The organism is Stutzerimonas kunmingensis (assembly GCF_032106285.1).
Lineage (GTDB): Bacteria > Pseudomonadota > Gammaproteobacteria > Pseudomonadales > Pseudomonadaceae > Stutzerimonas > Stutzerimonas kunmingensis_B.
This window is the reverse complement of record NZ_DAMCPO010000002.1, coordinates 60,818-75,231: the sequence shown is the minus strand read 5'-3', so window position 1 is coordinate 75,231 and position 14,414 is coordinate 60,818. Positions and strand designations below refer to the sequence as shown.

At 62.6% G+C, this 14,414-nt stretch carries 14 protein-coding genes; all 14 read left to right on the top strand.

What is annotated here, in order from left to right; all coding sequences use genetic code 11:
• Positions 1–283: 283 nt before the first annotated feature.
• The 14 genes from RT582_RS02065 to tssG all read left to right on the top strand — a co-directional run bounded on the left by RT582_RS02065 (position 284) and on the right by tssG (position 14,406).
• Positions 284–1,057, top strand: coding sequence for an ABC transporter ATP-binding protein (locus tag RT582_RS02065; RefSeq protein WP_313476364.1), 774 nt, complete (start codon positions 284–286; stop codon positions 1,055–1,057).
• Between the two features lie 14 nt (positions 1,058–1,071).
• Positions 1,072–1,827: an ABC transporter substrate-binding protein gene (locus tag RT582_RS02060; protein WP_014818615.1), complete on the top strand. Its 756-nt coding sequence runs from the start codon at positions 1,072–1,074 to the stop codon at positions 1,825–1,827.
• Between the two features lie 63 nt (positions 1,828–1,890).
• Complete coding sequence (locus tag RT582_RS02055) at positions 1,891–2,586, top strand: ABC transporter permease (RefSeq protein WP_044314866.1); 696 nt, start codon at positions 1,891–1,893, stop codon at positions 2,584–2,586.
• A complete protein-coding gene (locus tag RT582_RS02050) occupies positions 2,583–3,272 on the top strand; it encodes an ABC transporter permease (protein ID WP_313476361.1) in 690 nt (229 codons plus the stop codon). Before RT582_RS02055 ends, RT582_RS02050 begins: the two co-directional genes overlap by 4 nt.
• Positions 3,273–3,411: 139 nt before the next feature.
• A complete protein-coding gene (locus RT582_RS02045) occupies positions 3,412–4,314 on the top strand; it encodes a D-hexose-6-phosphate mutarotase (protein WP_313476358.1) in 903 nt (300 codons plus the stop codon).
• A gap of 357 nt (positions 4,315–4,671) precedes the next feature.
• Positions 4,672–6,234: a type VI secretion system protein TssA gene (tssA, locus tag RT582_RS02040; RefSeq protein WP_228207961.1), complete on the top strand. Its 1,563-nt coding sequence runs from the start codon at positions 4,672–4,674 to the stop codon at positions 6,232–6,234.
• 17 nt (positions 6,235–6,251) lie between these two features.
• Complete coding sequence (gene tssB / locus RT582_RS02035; RefSeq protein ID WP_008567243.1) at positions 6,252–6,758, top strand: type VI secretion system contractile sheath small subunit; 507 nt, start codon at positions 6,252–6,254, stop codon at positions 6,756–6,758.
• Between the two features lie 26 nt (positions 6,759–6,784).
• Positions 6,785–8,263, top strand: a complete 1,479-nt coding sequence (tssC, locus tag RT582_RS02030; RefSeq protein WP_023444045.1) for a type VI secretion system contractile sheath large subunit — start codon at positions 6,785–6,787, stop codon at positions 8,261–8,263.
• Positions 8,264–8,267: 4 nt separating this feature from the next.
• A complete protein-coding gene (tssE, locus tag RT582_RS02025; protein WP_313476356.1) occupies positions 8,268–8,675 on the top strand; it encodes a type VI secretion system baseplate subunit TssE in 408 nt (135 codons plus the stop codon).
• 11 nt (positions 8,676–8,686) lie between these two features.
• Positions 8,687–10,603, top strand: a complete 1,917-nt coding sequence (locus tag RT582_RS02020; RefSeq protein WP_313476355.1) for a phospholipase effector Tle1 domain-containing protein — start codon at positions 8,687–8,689, stop codon at positions 10,601–10,603.
• Positions 10,600–11,238 carry a DUF2931 family protein gene (locus RT582_RS02015; protein ID WP_014818609.1) on the top strand — a complete coding sequence of 213 codons (639 nt, stop codon included), beginning with the start codon at positions 10,600–10,602 and terminating at the stop codon, positions 11,236–11,238. Before RT582_RS02020 ends, RT582_RS02015 begins: the two co-directional genes overlap by 4 nt.
• Positions 11,225–11,587 carry a hypothetical protein gene (locus RT582_RS02010; RefSeq protein ID WP_014818608.1) on the top strand — a complete coding sequence of 121 codons (363 nt, stop codon included), beginning with the start codon at positions 11,225–11,227 and terminating at the stop codon, positions 11,585–11,587. Before RT582_RS02015 ends, RT582_RS02010 begins: the two co-directional genes overlap by 14 nt.
• 57 nt (positions 11,588–11,644) lie before the next feature.
• On the top strand, positions 11,645–13,435 hold the full coding sequence (gene tssF / locus RT582_RS02005) for a type VI secretion system baseplate subunit TssF (protein ID WP_014818607.1): 1,791 nt from the start codon (positions 11,645–11,647) through the stop codon (positions 13,433–13,435).
• Positions 13,399–14,406 carry a type VI secretion system baseplate subunit TssG gene (gene tssG / locus RT582_RS02000; protein ID WP_313476352.1) on the top strand — a complete coding sequence of 336 codons (1,008 nt, stop codon included), beginning with the start codon at positions 13,399–13,401 and terminating at the stop codon, positions 14,404–14,406. The genes tssF and tssG overlap by 37 nt, the downstream gene beginning before the upstream one ends.
• The last annotated feature ends 8 nt before the right edge of the window (positions 14,407–14,414 follow it).

Genomic DNA, 14,414 nt, shown 5'->3' with positions numbered 1-14,414 from the left:
GGCCGCTTCGGGCCGCACGGAAGCGGACCGAGCCTGCCGTTTACGCAAGGCACCGGAGTGTGCCTGCGCGTACAGCGCCGATTTCATCTATATAAATAGGGGCGCATCGGCGGGCAGCGAAACGTGACCGATTGGTCACACCGCTCAACGCCGCATCGCGCTTGGCGCATGCCGCATCGCATGCTAGGTTTGCGCCTCGCCAGGACGGCGAGCAGTTCGCGCGGAGCGCACCATCAGATATCTAGACCATGGCGGCCTTCGCCGGTCTGTAAGAGGACCCCTCATGGCCGAGGCCATCCCTGCACTGGAAATCCGCAATCTGCACAAGCGCTACGGCGATCTGGAAGTTCTCAAAGGCATTTCGCTGACCGCCCGCGATGGCGATGTGATTTCCATCCTCGGCTCTTCAGGCTCCGGAAAATCCACCTTTCTGCGCTGCATCAACCTGCTGGAAAACCCCCACGAGGGCGAGATTCTGGTGGCCGGCGAGCAGCTCAAGCTCAAGCGCGACAAGCAGGGCGACCTGGTCGCCGCCGACGGCAAGCAGCTCAATCGGATTCGCAGCGAACTGGGTTTCGTGTTCCAGAACTTCAACCTCTGGCCGCACATGACCATCCTCGACAACATCATCGAGGCACCGCGCCGCGTGCTCGGCCAGAGCAAGGCCGAAGCCACCGAGGTGGCCGAGGCGCTGTTGGCCAAGGTCGGAATTGCCGACAAACGCCACGTCTATCCCAATCAGCTTTCCGGCGGTCAACAGCAGCGCGCGGCCATTGCGCGGACGCTGGCGATGCGCCCCAAGGTGATCCTGTTCGACGAGCCGACCTCGGCACTCGATCCGGAAATGGTACAAGAAGTGCTTGCAGTGATCCGGTCGCTCGCCGAAGAAGGCCGCACCATGCTGCTCGTCACCCATGAGATGAATTTCGCCAAGCAGGTATCCAGCGAAGTGGTATTCCTCCACAAGGGCCTGGTCGAGGAGCAAGGAACGCCCGAGCAGGTATTTGACAATCCTCAATCGGCGCGCTGTAAACAATTCATGTCCAGCCATCGCTAATGGAGCAACACCGCATGAAGAGCTATAAGAAGATCCTGCTGACCGCTGCTGCATCGTTGATCATCGGCACCCAGGCATTCGCCGCGGAAAAACTACGGATTGGTACCGAAGGCGCCTACCCGCCCTTCAACCTGATCGATGCCAGCGGCAAGGTGGTCGGTTTCGACCTCGACATCGCCCACGCCCTCTGCGCCAAGATGCAAACCGAATGCGAAGTGGTCACCTCGGACTGGGACGGCATCATCCCGGCGCTGAATGCCGGCAAGTTCGACTTCCTCGCCGCCTCGATGTCGGTGACCGAAGAGCGCAAGAACGCAGTGGACTTCACCGACCACTACTACACCAACAAGCTGCAGTTCGTGGCACCCAAGTCCACCGATTTCAAGACCGACAAGGGCTACCTGGACGGCAAGGTGATCGGCGCCCAGCGCGCGACCATTGCCGGCACCTGGCTGGAAGACAACCTGGACGGCGTGGTCGACATCAAGCTCTACGACACCCAGGAAAACGCCTACCTGGACCTGGCCTCCGGCCGTGTCGATGGCATTCTGGCCGACACCTTCGTGCAGTGGGAATGGCTCAAGAGCGATGCTGGCAAGAACTTCGAGTTCAAGGGCGAGCCGGTATTCGATGACGACAAGATCGCCATCGCCGTGCGCAAGGGCAACGACGAGCTGCGTGAGAAGCTGAACAAGGCGCTGGCCGAGATCATCGCTGACGGCACCTACAAGCAGATCAACGACAAGTACTTCCCGTTCAGCATTTACTGATCCAACCGAGCCGAAGCCCGGTCGCCTGAAACTGGCCGACCGGGCTTTGGTGTTTGAGCTTCTATGATTCCTGACCTTCACGGATTCGGTCCGGCGCTTATCGCCGGCACCTGGATGACCATTCAACTGGCCCTCGCCTCCCTGGCGCTGGGGCTGGTGCTCGGTCTGCTCGGCGCTCTCGCCAAGACCTCGCCCTACAGCGCGCTGCGCTGGCTCGGCGGCACCTACTCGACCATCGTGCGCGGCGTACCCGAACTGCTCTGGGTGTTGCTGATCTATTTCGGCACCATCAGCCTGATTCGCGGCATCGGCGAGCTGTTCGGCATCGAGAACCTGGCCCTCAGCCCGTTCGCCGCCGGCACCATAGCCCTTGGTCTGTGCTTCGGCGCCTACGCCACCGAAGTCTTCCGCGGGGCGCTGCTGGCCATTCCCAAGGGACACCGTGAGGCTGGCCTGGCCCTGGGGCTGGGCAAACGGCGGATCTTCACGCGGCTGATCCTGCCGCAGATGTGGCGCCTGGCGCTGCCGGGTCTGGGCAATCTGTTCATGATCCTGATGAAGGACACGGCACTGGTATCCGTCATCGGCCTGGAAGAGATCATGCGCCGCTCGCAGATCGCCGTGACCGCCAGCAAGGAGCCTTTCACCTTCTTCCTGGTCGCCGCCTTCATCTACCTGTGCCTGACCATCGTCGCCATGATCGGTATGCATGTTCTTGAAAAACGTGCCGGCCGCGGCTTCGTGCGGAGCGCAGCATGACCTGGGAAATCTTCATCAAGTGGCTGCCGAGCTTCATCGAAGGCGCCTGGCTGACGCTGCAACTGGTCGGCGTTTCGGTCGTCGCCGGGCTGATCCTCGCCGTGCCGCTGGGCATTGCCCGCTCCTCCCGCCTGCTGGCCATACGCGCGCTGCCCTATGGCTACATCTTCTTCTTCCGCGGCACCCCGCTGCTGGTGCAACTGTTCCTGGTCTACTACGGCATGGCGCAGTTCGAAATCGTGCGCCAGAGTGCGCTCTGGGTCTACCTGCGTGACCCTTACTGGTGCGCAATCATCACCATGACACTGCACACCGCCGCCTATATCGCCGAGATCATTCGCGGGGCGATTCAGAACGTACCACCCGGCGAAATCGAAGCCGCACGGGCGCTGGGCATGTCGCGTGCACAGGCGTTGCTGCACATCATCCTGCCACGCGCCACACGCATCGGCCTGCCGGCGTACAGCAACGAAGTGATCCTGATGCTCAAGGCCAGCGCCCTGGCCAGTACGATCACGCTGTTGGAGCTGACCGGCATGGCGCGCAAGATCGCTGCGCGCACCTATCAGCATGAGGAGATGTTCCTCACCGCCGGCCTGATCTATCTGCTGATCGCCTTCGTATTGATGCAGGGCTTCAAGCTGCTGGAACGCTGGCTGCGTGTCGACGCCTGCCAGGGCCGTTGATTCCGTAAAAGGCCTCCTCGACCGCGGCGAGGGGGCAACAGTACCAGCAGCGCTGCCGACCACCCATGTCGGCCCTATCGGCTGAATCCCGCCGCAGCCCTGCGGTCAGACGAAACCCGAACCCATCACGAGATTGCCCATGCCTATCGATATTCAACGCATCGAAATGGACCAACTCGCCTGCTGGCGAGTCCGCCGCGGCGAAGACGAACTGTTGATCACCGAACAAGGCGCGCAGATCCTCAGCTATCGCCAGGGCGACGCGCCGCCGATCATCTGGCTCAGCGAAGAGGCCACCTTCCAGCGGGGCCAGTCGGTACGCGGCGGGGTGCCGATCTGCTGGCCCTGGTTCGGCGACCTCGCGCGCAACCCGCAGACGGTGCAGGAAAGCTACCAGGGCGAACAGCCAGCGCCCTTCCACGGGCTGGTGCGCACCCTGCCCTGGCAACTGCACGAACAGCGCAGCGAAGGCGACGTTGCCATTCTCGAATTCCATTGCCCCCAAGCAATCGGCGAACTACCCGGCTGGCCTCATCAGGTCGAACTGGCTCTGCATGTGCGCCTCGCCGACGATCTCCAACTGACACTCAGCAGCCGCAACAACGGCAGCGTAGCCGTCAACATCAGCCAAGCGCTGCACACCTACTTCGCCATCAGCGACATCCATCAGGTCCGGGTGGAAGGCCTCGCCGGTTGCCCCTACATCGATACCCTTCAGAGCTGGGAAGAACACCAGCAACAGGGCGACCTGCAGTTCGGCAGCGAGACCGACCGTATCTATCAGAACCTGCCCACGGTCCTCACGCTCGTCGACTCGGGCTGGAACCGGCGTATCCAGCTGACCACCCGCGGCTCGACGTCCGCCGTGCTGTGGAATCCCTGGATAGACAAGGCAAGACGTCTGTCCAGCTTTGCCGACGACGCTTGGCAGCGGATGCTGTGTATCGAAACGGCGAACGTGATGGCAGACGTTGTGGTGCTCGAACCGGGGCAGCGACACGAGACTGCACTGTCGATCCAAACTCGTGACACTGGCCTATAACAATTAACCAGTTTGGCTCCATGAAAGGATAGCCATTTGCCTGTAAGTTATCTCCTACGGGCAAATATCTTATCTCCTACACATTCAGTTACTTCTGGATAAAGGCTCTTCCCCCTCTTTCGAATTAGTTCCGTAAAGCGCCACATAATATTTCTCGTTGCAACACGGGTCACACTTATTGCCTTGAACGGCACATACCCCACGTCTAGGATGCCCATCCCATAAGGGCTTTGCGCAAGTAGTTGCGCAAAGCAAGTGTGCAAGAAGTTGCGCACCCCCTCTCGGAAACATGCTCTCCAACTATGGAAAACATGTTTCAAAGTTCACGGATCGAACTTGAGCGTCACGGAAGACCCAATGCACGCCAGCGCACTCAGCAAGCATTATCTGGAACTTGCCAGAAAGCCGGTCAATGACAGCAATTTCGCTGGCGACGATATTCGCTACAGCAGCGAATACGAATTGCTCGAGGCTGAACTTGCCAAGGCCGGGGCACTTCATCAGACCACCGGCATCGACTGGCAGAAGGTCCGCGAAGGCAGCGAAGTGCTGCTCGCTTCGCTGTCCAAGGACCTGCGTGCTGCAGCCTGGCTCACATGGAGCCTGTTCCAACGCGAATCCTTCGCTGGGCTGCAGGCTGGCCTGAGCCTGCTGCAATACCTGTGCAGCAATCACTGGGACGAGCTGCACCCACGCAAGCCACGCACCCGCGCCGCCGCGATCAACTGGTTGCTGCCGCGCCTGGAGCAGACCTTTTCCGAAGACGTGCCGGTTGGCGAACAGCTGCCACTGTTTCGCAGCCTCGCCGAGCAATTGCATGCGCTGGAGCAGTGCCTGTCCGGCCATCTGGGCGAAGACGCACCGCTGCTGCTGCCGCTGTGCCGCCAGCTCGACGGCATGGTCAAACGCGCCAGTCAGGGACAGGCGCAGCCAGGTACGGTGGGGGCGGCCATTGCCCAGGTCAAGCAGGTCGCCAGCCAGGTCTTCGCTCCCGGCTCGCCGATAGAGAACGACAAGGAAGCGCTCAAGGCCGTGCGCAACCTGCAGGAGCAGGCGCGCCCACTGACCGCCTGGTGGCTCAAGCAGCGCACCAGCGATCTGCGCCCCCTGCGCCTCGCGCGCACCCTACTCTGGCTGAGCATCGATAGCCTGCCGGAGCACAACAGCGAGCAGATCACCGCGCTACGTGGCGTACCCGCCGACAAACTGGCGAGCTACCGCGAACGCTTCGCTCAGGGGCAGTACGCCGACCTGCTGGTGGACCTCGAAAACAGCACCGCGCGCGCGCCGTTCTGGCTGGACGGCCAGCGCCTGGCCTGGGAGTGCCTGCAGGAGCTGGACGCCGCGCAGGCCATGCGCGAAGTGGAGATCCAGCTCGCGCTGTTCCTGCAACGCATACCGCGTCTGGAAGAACTGTGCTTTCACGACGGCACCCCGTTTGCCGATGCCGAAACCCGTGCCTGGATCAGTGGCCAGGTCATGCCCCATGTGCAGCCGACAACGGCCGCCAGACAGGAGGAGCCGCCCGTAGCCGGCACCCTGCAACCGAGCTGGGAGCTCGCGCTGCAGGAAGCTGTGCCGCTGCTGCGCAAGGACGGCCTCAAGCCCGCCGTGCAGCAGCTCAAACAGGGCCTGGCTCGCGCCCGAGGTGGCCGCGAGCGCTTCTTCTGGCAGCTGAGCCTCGCCCGCCTGTGCTACCAGGCCAAGAAATACGAGCTGGCCAAAACCCAGCTCGAAGCACTCGACCAGCAGCTCGAAGCCAGTGGCCTGGGCAGCTGGGAACCCGATCTCGCCCTCGAGGTACTGCGCCTGCTGCACAGCTGTTGCGAGCTGCTGCCGCAGAACCACGCCGTGCGTGAAAGCAAGGATGAGATTTACCGCAGGCTGTGCCACCTCGATCTCGAAGTGGTGCTGGATTAACCGCAAAGGAGAACACCATGGCCAAAGAAGGCTCGGTTGCACCCAAGGAACGCATCAACGTCACGTTCAAGCCGGCCACCGGCAATGCTCAGGAAGAGGTCGAGCTGCCCCTCAAGCTGATGGTGCTGGGCGATTTCACCCAGCGCGCCGACGATCGCAAGATCGAAGACCGCAAGCCCATCGCCATCGACAAGAACAGCTTCGACGAGGTCCTGGCCAAGCAGGAGCTGAACCTGACCTTCGGCGTGCCGAACCGTCTGCAGGACGAGCAGACCGATGACGAGCTGGCCGTGCAGCTGCGCATCAATTCGATGAAGGACTTCAACCCGGCCAATCTGGTCGAGCAGGTCCCGGAGCTGAAGAAACTGATGGAACTGCGCGACGCCCTGGTCGCCCTGAAAGGCCCACTGGGCAACGCCCCGGCCTTCCGCAAGGCCATCGAAAGCGTACTCGCCGACGACGATTCGCGTGACCGCGTACTCGGCGAACTGGGCCTGGCGGCCAAAGAGAAGCTGGACGCCTGATATCACCGACAAGGAAGCACATCTACATGACCACTAGCGCAGCCGCCGTCGAGCACGGCAACCACCTCGCCGAAGGCGGCATCCTCGACCGCATCATCGCCGAAACCCGCCTGACCCCGGACGACGAGGCCTACGACATCGCCAAGCGCGGCGTCTCGGCCTTCATCGAAGAACTGCTCAAGCCGCAGAACGAAAACGAGCCGGTGAAGAAGGCCATGGTCGACCGCATGATCGCGGAGATCGACGCCAAGCTCAGCCAGCAGATGGACGAAATCCTTCACCACCCGCAGTTCCAGGCCCTGGAGTCCTCCTGGCGCGGCCTCAAGCTGCTGGTCGATCGCACCAACTTTCGCGAGAACATCAAGCTCGAGCTGCTCAACGCCTCCAAGCAGGACCTGCTCGACGACTTCGAGGACAGCCCGGAGATCGTTCAGTCCGGCCTGTACAAGCACATCTACACCGCCGAATACGGCCAGTTCGGCGGCCAGCCGGTCGGTGCGCTGATCGCCAACTACTTCTTCGACCCCAGCGCGCCCGACGTGAAGACCATGCAGTACGTCGCCAGCGTCGCCAGCATGTCCCACGCGCCATTCATTGCCGCTGCCGGCCCGAAGTTCTTCGGTCTGGAAAGCTTCACCGGCCTGCCGGACCTGAAGGACCTGAAGGATCACTTCGAGGGCCCGCAGTTCACCAAGTGGCAGAGCTTCCGCGAACAGGAAGATGCCCGCTACGTCGGACTGACCGTACCGCGATTCCTGCTACGCAACCCCTACGATCCGGAAGACAACCCGGTGAAGAGCTTCGTCTACAAGGAAAACGTCGCCGGCAGCCACGAACACTACCTGTGGGGCAACACCGCCTACGCCTTCGCCAGCCGCCTGACCGACAGCTTCGCCAAGTTCCGCTGGTGCCCGAACATCATCGGCCCGCAGAGCGGCGGAGCAGTGGAAGACCTGCCGCTGCACCATTTCGAAAGCATGGGCGAGATCGAAACCAAGATCCCGACCGAAGTGCTGGTTTCCGACCGTCGCGAGTACGAGCTGGCCGAGGAAGGCTTTATCGCCCTGACCATGCGCAAGGGCAGCGACAACGCCGCGTTCTTCTCCGCCAACTCGGCGCAGAAGCCCAAGTTCTTCGGTAATAGCGAGGAAGGCAAGACCGCCGAGCTGAACTACAAGCTCGGCACCCAGCTGCCCTACCTGTTCATCGTCAACCGCCTGGCGCACTACCTGAAGGTGCTGCAGCGCGAGCAGATCGGTGCATGGAAGGAGCGCACCGACCTCGAACTGGAACTCAACAAGTGGATCCGCCAGTTCGTCGCCGACCAGGAGAATCCGAGCTCCGAAGTACGCAGCCGTCGTCCGCTGCGCGCCGCCCAGGTCAACGTCAGCGACGTCGAGGGCGAACCGGGCTGGTACCGCGTCAGCCTCAGCGTGCGTCCGCACTTCAAATACATGGGCGCGGATTTCACCCTGTCGCTGGTCGGCAAGCTGGACAAGGAATAAGCACTTGAACGGATACGGCAGCCTCTTCGAACGCCTCGGCGGTGACGCCGCACGGCGCTCTGGCTGGAGCCGCGAAGTCGCGGCGATGGCCTCGGTGGCTGCCCATCTGGCCAAGATGCTCAGCACCCGAGCGGGCAGCGTGCAGACGCTGCCCGACTACGGGTTGCCCGATCTCAACGATATGCGCCTGTCGCTGCACGACTCGCTGCAGCAGGCGCGTATCGCCATCGAACGTTTCATCGAAGCGTACGAACCCAGGTTGACCCAGGTGCGCGTGCTGCCGCTGCCGCGCACCCACGATCCACTGACCCTCGCCTTCACCATCGAAGGCCTGCTGGAAGTGGATGACCTCAAGCGCCAGGTCAGCTTTTCCGCCAGCCTGGATGGCAGCGGACAGGTCAAGGTCCAGTAAGGAGACAACGGATGTCCGGTAAACCCGCAGCCCGCCTCGGCGATCCTACCGCCTGCCCGAAGACAGGCCACGGCACCAACCCCATCGCCGCCGGCTCACCCGACGTGCTGTTCGACGGCCTGCCGGCCGCACGCATGGGCGACGCCTCCGCCTGTGGCGGAGCGATGGCCAGCGCGGTGATCCCCAACGTGTTGATCGATGGCAAGCCGGCGGCAGTGGTGGGCAGTGTGGGCGACCATGGCAACGTCGTCACCGCCGGTTCGGGTACGGTGGTCATCGGCAGCAGCCATAGCGCGGCGCCCTTTCTCGCGCCTGCCGTCCTTGGAGTTGCCAAGACAGTTACTGCAGCAGCCGCTGCCGCCGAGGCCTTTCGCTCATCTGCACCGCTGGCCCGAGCCTGGCAGGAAGAGCCGGGGGACCTAGCGCCTTTGGGCCTGGAAGAAGAAGACGAGGAAGAGGAGCTGGTCGAGCAGCCGCAGCAACAGGCGCGCCAGGGCATCACCCTGCGAATCGGCGTGTTCTTCGATGGCACCGGCAACAACCTGGCTAATGCTGCCGTGACCGAGCAATGCCGCCAGGACGACCTGACCCTGCTGGACGAGCGCACCCTCGGCGAAGTCGTCGAGTATTGCCGGGCTCATGGCTTCAGCGACAGCGAAGGCAAAGGCTTCTTTATCCAGACACCGGACAACAGCTACGGCAACGCGCCGAGCAACGTAGCGCGGTTGTTCGACCTGTACAAGGACGATGCGACCCGGAGCCTGGCTAAGGACGAGCGTAGCGCCAGCATCAAGGCGTATCTCGAAGGCATCGGCACCAGCAGCGGGGAAGAAGACTCGGTGTACGGGCAAGGGACTGGTATGGGCGATACCGGCGTAGTGGCCCGGGTGATGCAAAGTCCGCAGAAGATCCAAGAGTCGCTGGGTCGCCTGCTGGGTAATAACCCCAATCTGGAAATCGAAGGGTTGGAAATCGACATCTTTGGATTCAGTCGCGGGGCTGCTGCGGCCCGTCACTTCGCCAACGAAATACTCAAATCGGAAAGCGGCATCCTGGCGAGTTTATTCAATGCGCAGGCGCCGGGGTTTAACGCGAAATTCGACTGGGCCACCAACGTTCAGATTAACTTCATCGGTCTGTTCGATACGGTGGCGGCCGTGGCCGACCCGTTGAGCTGGGACTTCAGCCCTGCGGACCACCACAATCCAGGTGTCAACCTGTACCTCCCACCAAATTGCGCGCGCAAAGTGCTTCAGCTGAAGGCTCGTGACGAGATGCGCTGGAACTTCGCGCTCAATAGCGTGGCCCCACATCATCAAGAGATAACCCTCCCCGGCGCGCACTCGGATATCGGTGGCGGCTATCTTCCGGTTGTGCAGGAAAAGCTGATCCTCAGTCGTCCGGTCAGCTCCACGGTGCCCGCGGACACACCAACTGAACGTACTCACGCCTGGCGCGAAACCGAGCGCCAATACGAAAAGTGGAAGGCTTTTGGGCTGCCGGAGGATCAGCTTAAAAAAGACGTTCGCCGCATCCGCAAACTCCACCCCCGCGGCGTCAACCATCCACCGGAGGATTGGGTGTTAGGCCTGGTAACCATTGAGCGCCCGATACGCGGCGAGCTTTCGCTGGTGTATTTGCGTGTGATGCGGGAACTGGCTGCCGAACATGGGGTTCCGGTCAAAGCCGTTCCCGACACGCCGAGTTTGGCGATTCCGTTTGAGCTCCAAGACATTGCCAAAAAAATGATGGCCTATGCCAACGGCAGCCGGTATGACCTAAACGAAGACGAAGAGCATTTGCTCCGATCGAGGTATATCCACCTATCCGCGCACTGGAAGCCCACCAGCGGCCTGCTTATCAGCAAGCCAGCGCCCAATGTGCGCTTGGTCTACAACAACAAGCCACAGCAGGGCTATCCGGAATGAAAACTCTTGTTCTCGCTTGCGCAATCCTTTTGCTCAGCGGCTGCACCAGCAGCCAGGCTCAACCGAAACTGCCCTATAACGCCTGGTATGTCGGTGTATTCGCACCTGAGCACATGGAAGTCTGGGTGGAAAGCGTGGATGTGATCGACCGCCGGGGGCTGGCCTACGAGCGCGTCAGTGGCGGGGTCCCTTCCTATACAGGCAAGGTCGTCGGCTGGCCCAAGCATCCAGCGGGGGGTGCAGGCAAGGACCTGCCAGGCATCGACCTGCCGGAAATCGTATTTGTGCGCTGGCAGTCGTTCGTTGAGCCGCAGACCTACAACGTACGCATCAATATTCCCGAATGGGTGCGCAAGGAGATGCTCAAGCCTCAGCGTGGCTATTGCCACTTTCAGGGCAAGTGGTTGGATGGACAATTTCGCAAAGACATAACCATCGGCTTGGCCCCGGGTGGCATCGCCAAAGCCTGGGTAGGCGGACCCTGCCTGCAATCCATCGAGATTGGCCGCTTCAAGGCTGCAGTTAGCAAGCTAGGGCCGAGCCTTGGACAGAACGAGGGACGCTACGCCTATCCCCTCTCGGACGAGGCCAAGGCCTATGTCGAGCAACACGGGGTGCCCTATGACTCGTGGTAAACCCTCCCCACGCCGCGCCCGCCTGGCACTCGCCGCCCTCGCGCTGACATTGGCCGCCTGCACCAGCACTTCCCCGTCGCCGCGCGAACTGGCCGGGCGCTACGAACTGGTCGGCGTGGTGGAAATGGGCTCGCAGCTGCTGCTCCATGAGCAAGGCACGTTCGAGGCGGTGCTTTACTACGGCAGCCTCGACATCCAGGGTCGAGGGCGCTGGGCAATGGTGGACGGGCAGATCGAGTTGCGCGAACGCGGGCCGAGGGCCTTTTTAGACGGGATGAGACTTGTGCCAAGCGGTAACTGCCTGCTCGTGGACATGGACACCATCACGGGATGCTACCGCCGACTCTAGGAGAGTCCCGCCGCGCAAGCGCGTCGGACACGAAACGACAAGGATGAATCGTTAGACATGTCTTTCAACCACTACTACCAGAGCGAGCTCACCGCCCTGCGCCAGCTGGGCAAGCGCTTCGCTGAGCGCAGTCCGGCACTGGCGCCATTCCTCGGGCAGGCCGGGCGCGATCCGGATGTCGAGCGGCTGCTCGAAGGTTTCGCCTTTCTCACCGGGCGGCTGCGGCAGAAGCTCGATGACGAGCTGCCGGAGCTGACCCACTCGCTGATGCATCTGTTGTGGCCGAACTACATGCGCCCGCTGCCGGCCTTCAGCATGCTGCAGTTCGATCCGCTGAAGCGACCCGGCCCGGCGCTGACGGTGCCGCGCAATACGCCGGTGGAATCCAATCCGGTGCAGGGCGTGAGCTGCTGCTTTCGTACCGCCTACGCCACCGAGGTGCTGCCGCTGGCGTTGCAGGCGCTGGAGTATTCGGTCAAGGGCACCGGGGCGCTGCTCAGCCTGCGCTTGCAGATGAGCGCCGATGGCCATCTCGGCGAGATCGGTCTCAACCATCTGCGCCTGCACCTGGCAGGCGAGCCCTATATCAGCCAGCTGCTCTACCTGAGCCTGTTGCGGCATCTGGGCGGCATCGAGCTGGTGCCGCTGGACGCGCAGGGTCATCCGCTGACCGGTCCGGATGGCCGACCGCTGACGCCCTTGCAGCTCAACGCCAAGCAGGTCGAACCGGTGGGATTCGCCGAGGATGAGGCGCTGATCCCCTACCCGCTCAATACATTCCGCGGCTATCGCTACCTGCAGGAATATTTCGCCTTCCCGGACAAGTTTCTCTTCGTCGACCTTAAGGGCCTGGAGATCATTCAACGCATCCCCGAGGATTTGCTCAAGCAGGCCCGCGGCCTGGAGCTGCGCTTCGACATTCACAAGGCCGGCGTACAGCGCATCCGCCCGACGCTGGACAACGTGCGTCTGTACTGTACGCCGGTGGTCAACCTGTTCCCGCACGATGCCATCCCGATCCGCCTGGACGGCAAGCAGGACCAGTACCTGCTGCTGCCAGCAGAGTATGACTCGCAGCAGTGCGGCGTGTTCTCGGTGGACCGGGTGACCGGCTGGAAACCCGGCGGCATGGGCTACGAAGAATACGTGCCGTTCGAATCCTTCGAGCACGACGCCAGCTTCGATGTGCCGGTGGCGCGCCCGCACTACAGCGTGCGCCAGCAACCTTCGCTGCTCGGAGAAGGGCAGGAAACCTGGCTCAGCTTCGGCCTGCGCAACCTCGACCAGCACGAGACGCTGTCCATCGAGCTGACCTGTACCAACCAGAACCTGCCGCGCCAGCTGAAGCTCGGCGACATCTGCAAGCCCAGCGAAGACACGCCGGAATTCCTCAGCTTCCGCAACATCTCGGCGGTCACCCCGAGCTACGCGCCGCCGCTGCAGCGTGACTATCTGTGGAAGCTGATCAGCAACATGTCGCTGAACTACCTGTCGCTGGCCAACGTCGAGGCGCTCAAGGTGATCCTCGAGACCTACGACCTGCCGCGCTATTACGACAAGCACGCCGAGAACGTCAGCCGGCGGCGCCTCGGCGGCCTGACTCACATCGCCCACCAGCACGTCGATCGCCTGCATCGCGGGCTGCCGGTGCGCGGCGTACGCACCGAACTGACCATGAACCAGGACGGCTTCATCGGTGAGGGCGATCTGTTCCTCTTCGCCTCGGTGCTCAACGAATTCTTCGCCCTCTACGCCAGCCTCAACTCATATCACGAGCTGCGCGTGCAGAGCACACAGGGAGAGGTGTACCAATGGACGCCGCGCATGGGTCAGCAACCGCTGCTCTGAAACCGCTCAACCGCGGCATCCGCGAGTACAGCCTGTTCCAGGGTGTGCTGCTGGTGCTCGATCGCCTGCGCCAGCTCAACCCTGGCCTGGACGACGAGGCGCTCTACGAGCGCCTGGAGTTCCAGGCGAACCCGAGCCTGGGCTTTCCCGGCAGCGATATCGAGCAGGTGCAGTTCTTCCAGGAGCACGACGAGTGGCGCGCGCGCCTGCGCATCAACCTGGTCAGCCTGTTCGGCGCCGGCTCGCCGCTGCCGGCTTTCTACGGCGAACAGGCGCTTGGCGACAGCGAGGACGGCAACCCGACCCGCGACTTTCTCGACCTGTTCAACAACCGCCTGCAGCGCCTGCTGTTGCCGATCTGGCAGAAATACCGCTACCGGGCCCGCTTCACCAGCGGCGCCCATGACCCCTTCTCGGAGCAGCTGTTCGCCCTGGTCGGGCTCAGCGGCGAGGCCATCCGCAACGCGCCGGAGCTGAACTGGAAGCGCCTGCTGCCCTATCTCGGCCTGCTCAGCCTGCGCGCGCACTCGGCGGCATTGATCGAATCGGTGCTGCGCTACTACTTCAAGCACGCCGAGCTGAACATCGAACAATGCCTGGAGCGCCAGGTGGAAATCCTCGGCGAACAACGCAACCGCCTCGGCCAGGCCAACAGCCAGCTGGGCGAGAGCCTGGTGCTCGGCGAGCGGGTCCGCGACCGCGGCGGCAAGTTCCGCATCCATATCCGCCAGCTGGACTGGAATCGCTTCCACGAATTCCTGCCCATCGGCAGCGGCTACCAGCCGCTCTGTGCGCTGGTGCGCTTCACCCTGCGTGATCCGCTGGATTATGACCTGCGCCTGGAGCTTCGCCCGGACGAGATCCGTGAGCTGCGCATCGGCGCCGACAACAACTGCCGCCTCGGCTGGACCAGCTGGCTCGGACGCGACCGCGCCGACGGCCTGGTCACCCTGGGCAGCCAGACTCATTAAGGAAGATG

What these genes read in the sequence shown, in the direction of transcription:
- RT582_RS02065 (WP_313476364.1), top strand. Translation starts at nt 284, where the DNA reads ATGGCCGAGGCCATCCCTGCACTGGAAATCCGCAATCTGCACAAGCGC.
- RT582_RS02060 (WP_014818615.1), top strand. Translation starts at nt 1,072, where the DNA reads ATGAAGAGCTATAAGAAGATCCTGCTGACCGCTGCTGCATCGTTGATC.
- RT582_RS02055 (WP_044314866.1), top strand. Translation starts at nt 1,891, where the DNA reads ATGATTCCTGACCTTCACGGATTCGGTCCGGCGCTTATCGCCGGCACC.
- RT582_RS02050 (WP_313476361.1), top strand. Translation starts at nt 2,583, where the DNA reads ATGACCTGGGAAATCTTCATCAAGTGGCTGCCGAGCTTCATCGAAGGC.
- RT582_RS02045 (WP_313476358.1), top strand. Translation starts at nt 3,412, where the DNA reads ATGCCTATCGATATTCAACGCATCGAAATGGACCAACTCGCCTGCTGG.
- tssA (WP_228207961.1), top strand. Translation starts at nt 4,672, where the DNA reads ATGCACGCCAGCGCACTCAGCAAGCATTATCTGGAACTTGCCAGAAAG.
- tssB (WP_008567243.1), top strand. Translation starts at nt 6,252, where the DNA reads ATGGCCAAAGAAGGCTCGGTTGCACCCAAGGAACGCATCAACGTCACG.
- tssC (WP_023444045.1), top strand. Translation starts at nt 6,785, where the DNA reads ATGACCACTAGCGCAGCCGCCGTCGAGCACGGCAACCACCTCGCCGAA.
- RT582_RS02020 (WP_313476355.1), top strand. Translation starts at nt 8,687, where the DNA reads ATGTCCGGTAAACCCGCAGCCCGCCTCGGCGATCCTACCGCCTGCCCG.
- RT582_RS02015 (WP_014818609.1), top strand. Translation starts at nt 10,600, where the DNA reads ATGAAAACTCTTGTTCTCGCTTGCGCAATCCTTTTGCTCAGCGGCTGC.
- RT582_RS02010 (WP_014818608.1), top strand. Translation starts at nt 11,225, where the DNA reads ATGACTCGTGGTAAACCCTCCCCACGCCGCGCCCGCCTGGCACTCGCC.
- tssF (WP_014818607.1), top strand. Translation starts at nt 11,645, where the DNA reads ATGTCTTTCAACCACTACTACCAGAGCGAGCTCACCGCCCTGCGCCAG.
- tssG (WP_313476352.1), top strand. Translation starts at nt 13,399, where the DNA reads ATGGACGCCGCGCATGGGTCAGCAACCGCTGCTCTGAAACCGCTCAAC.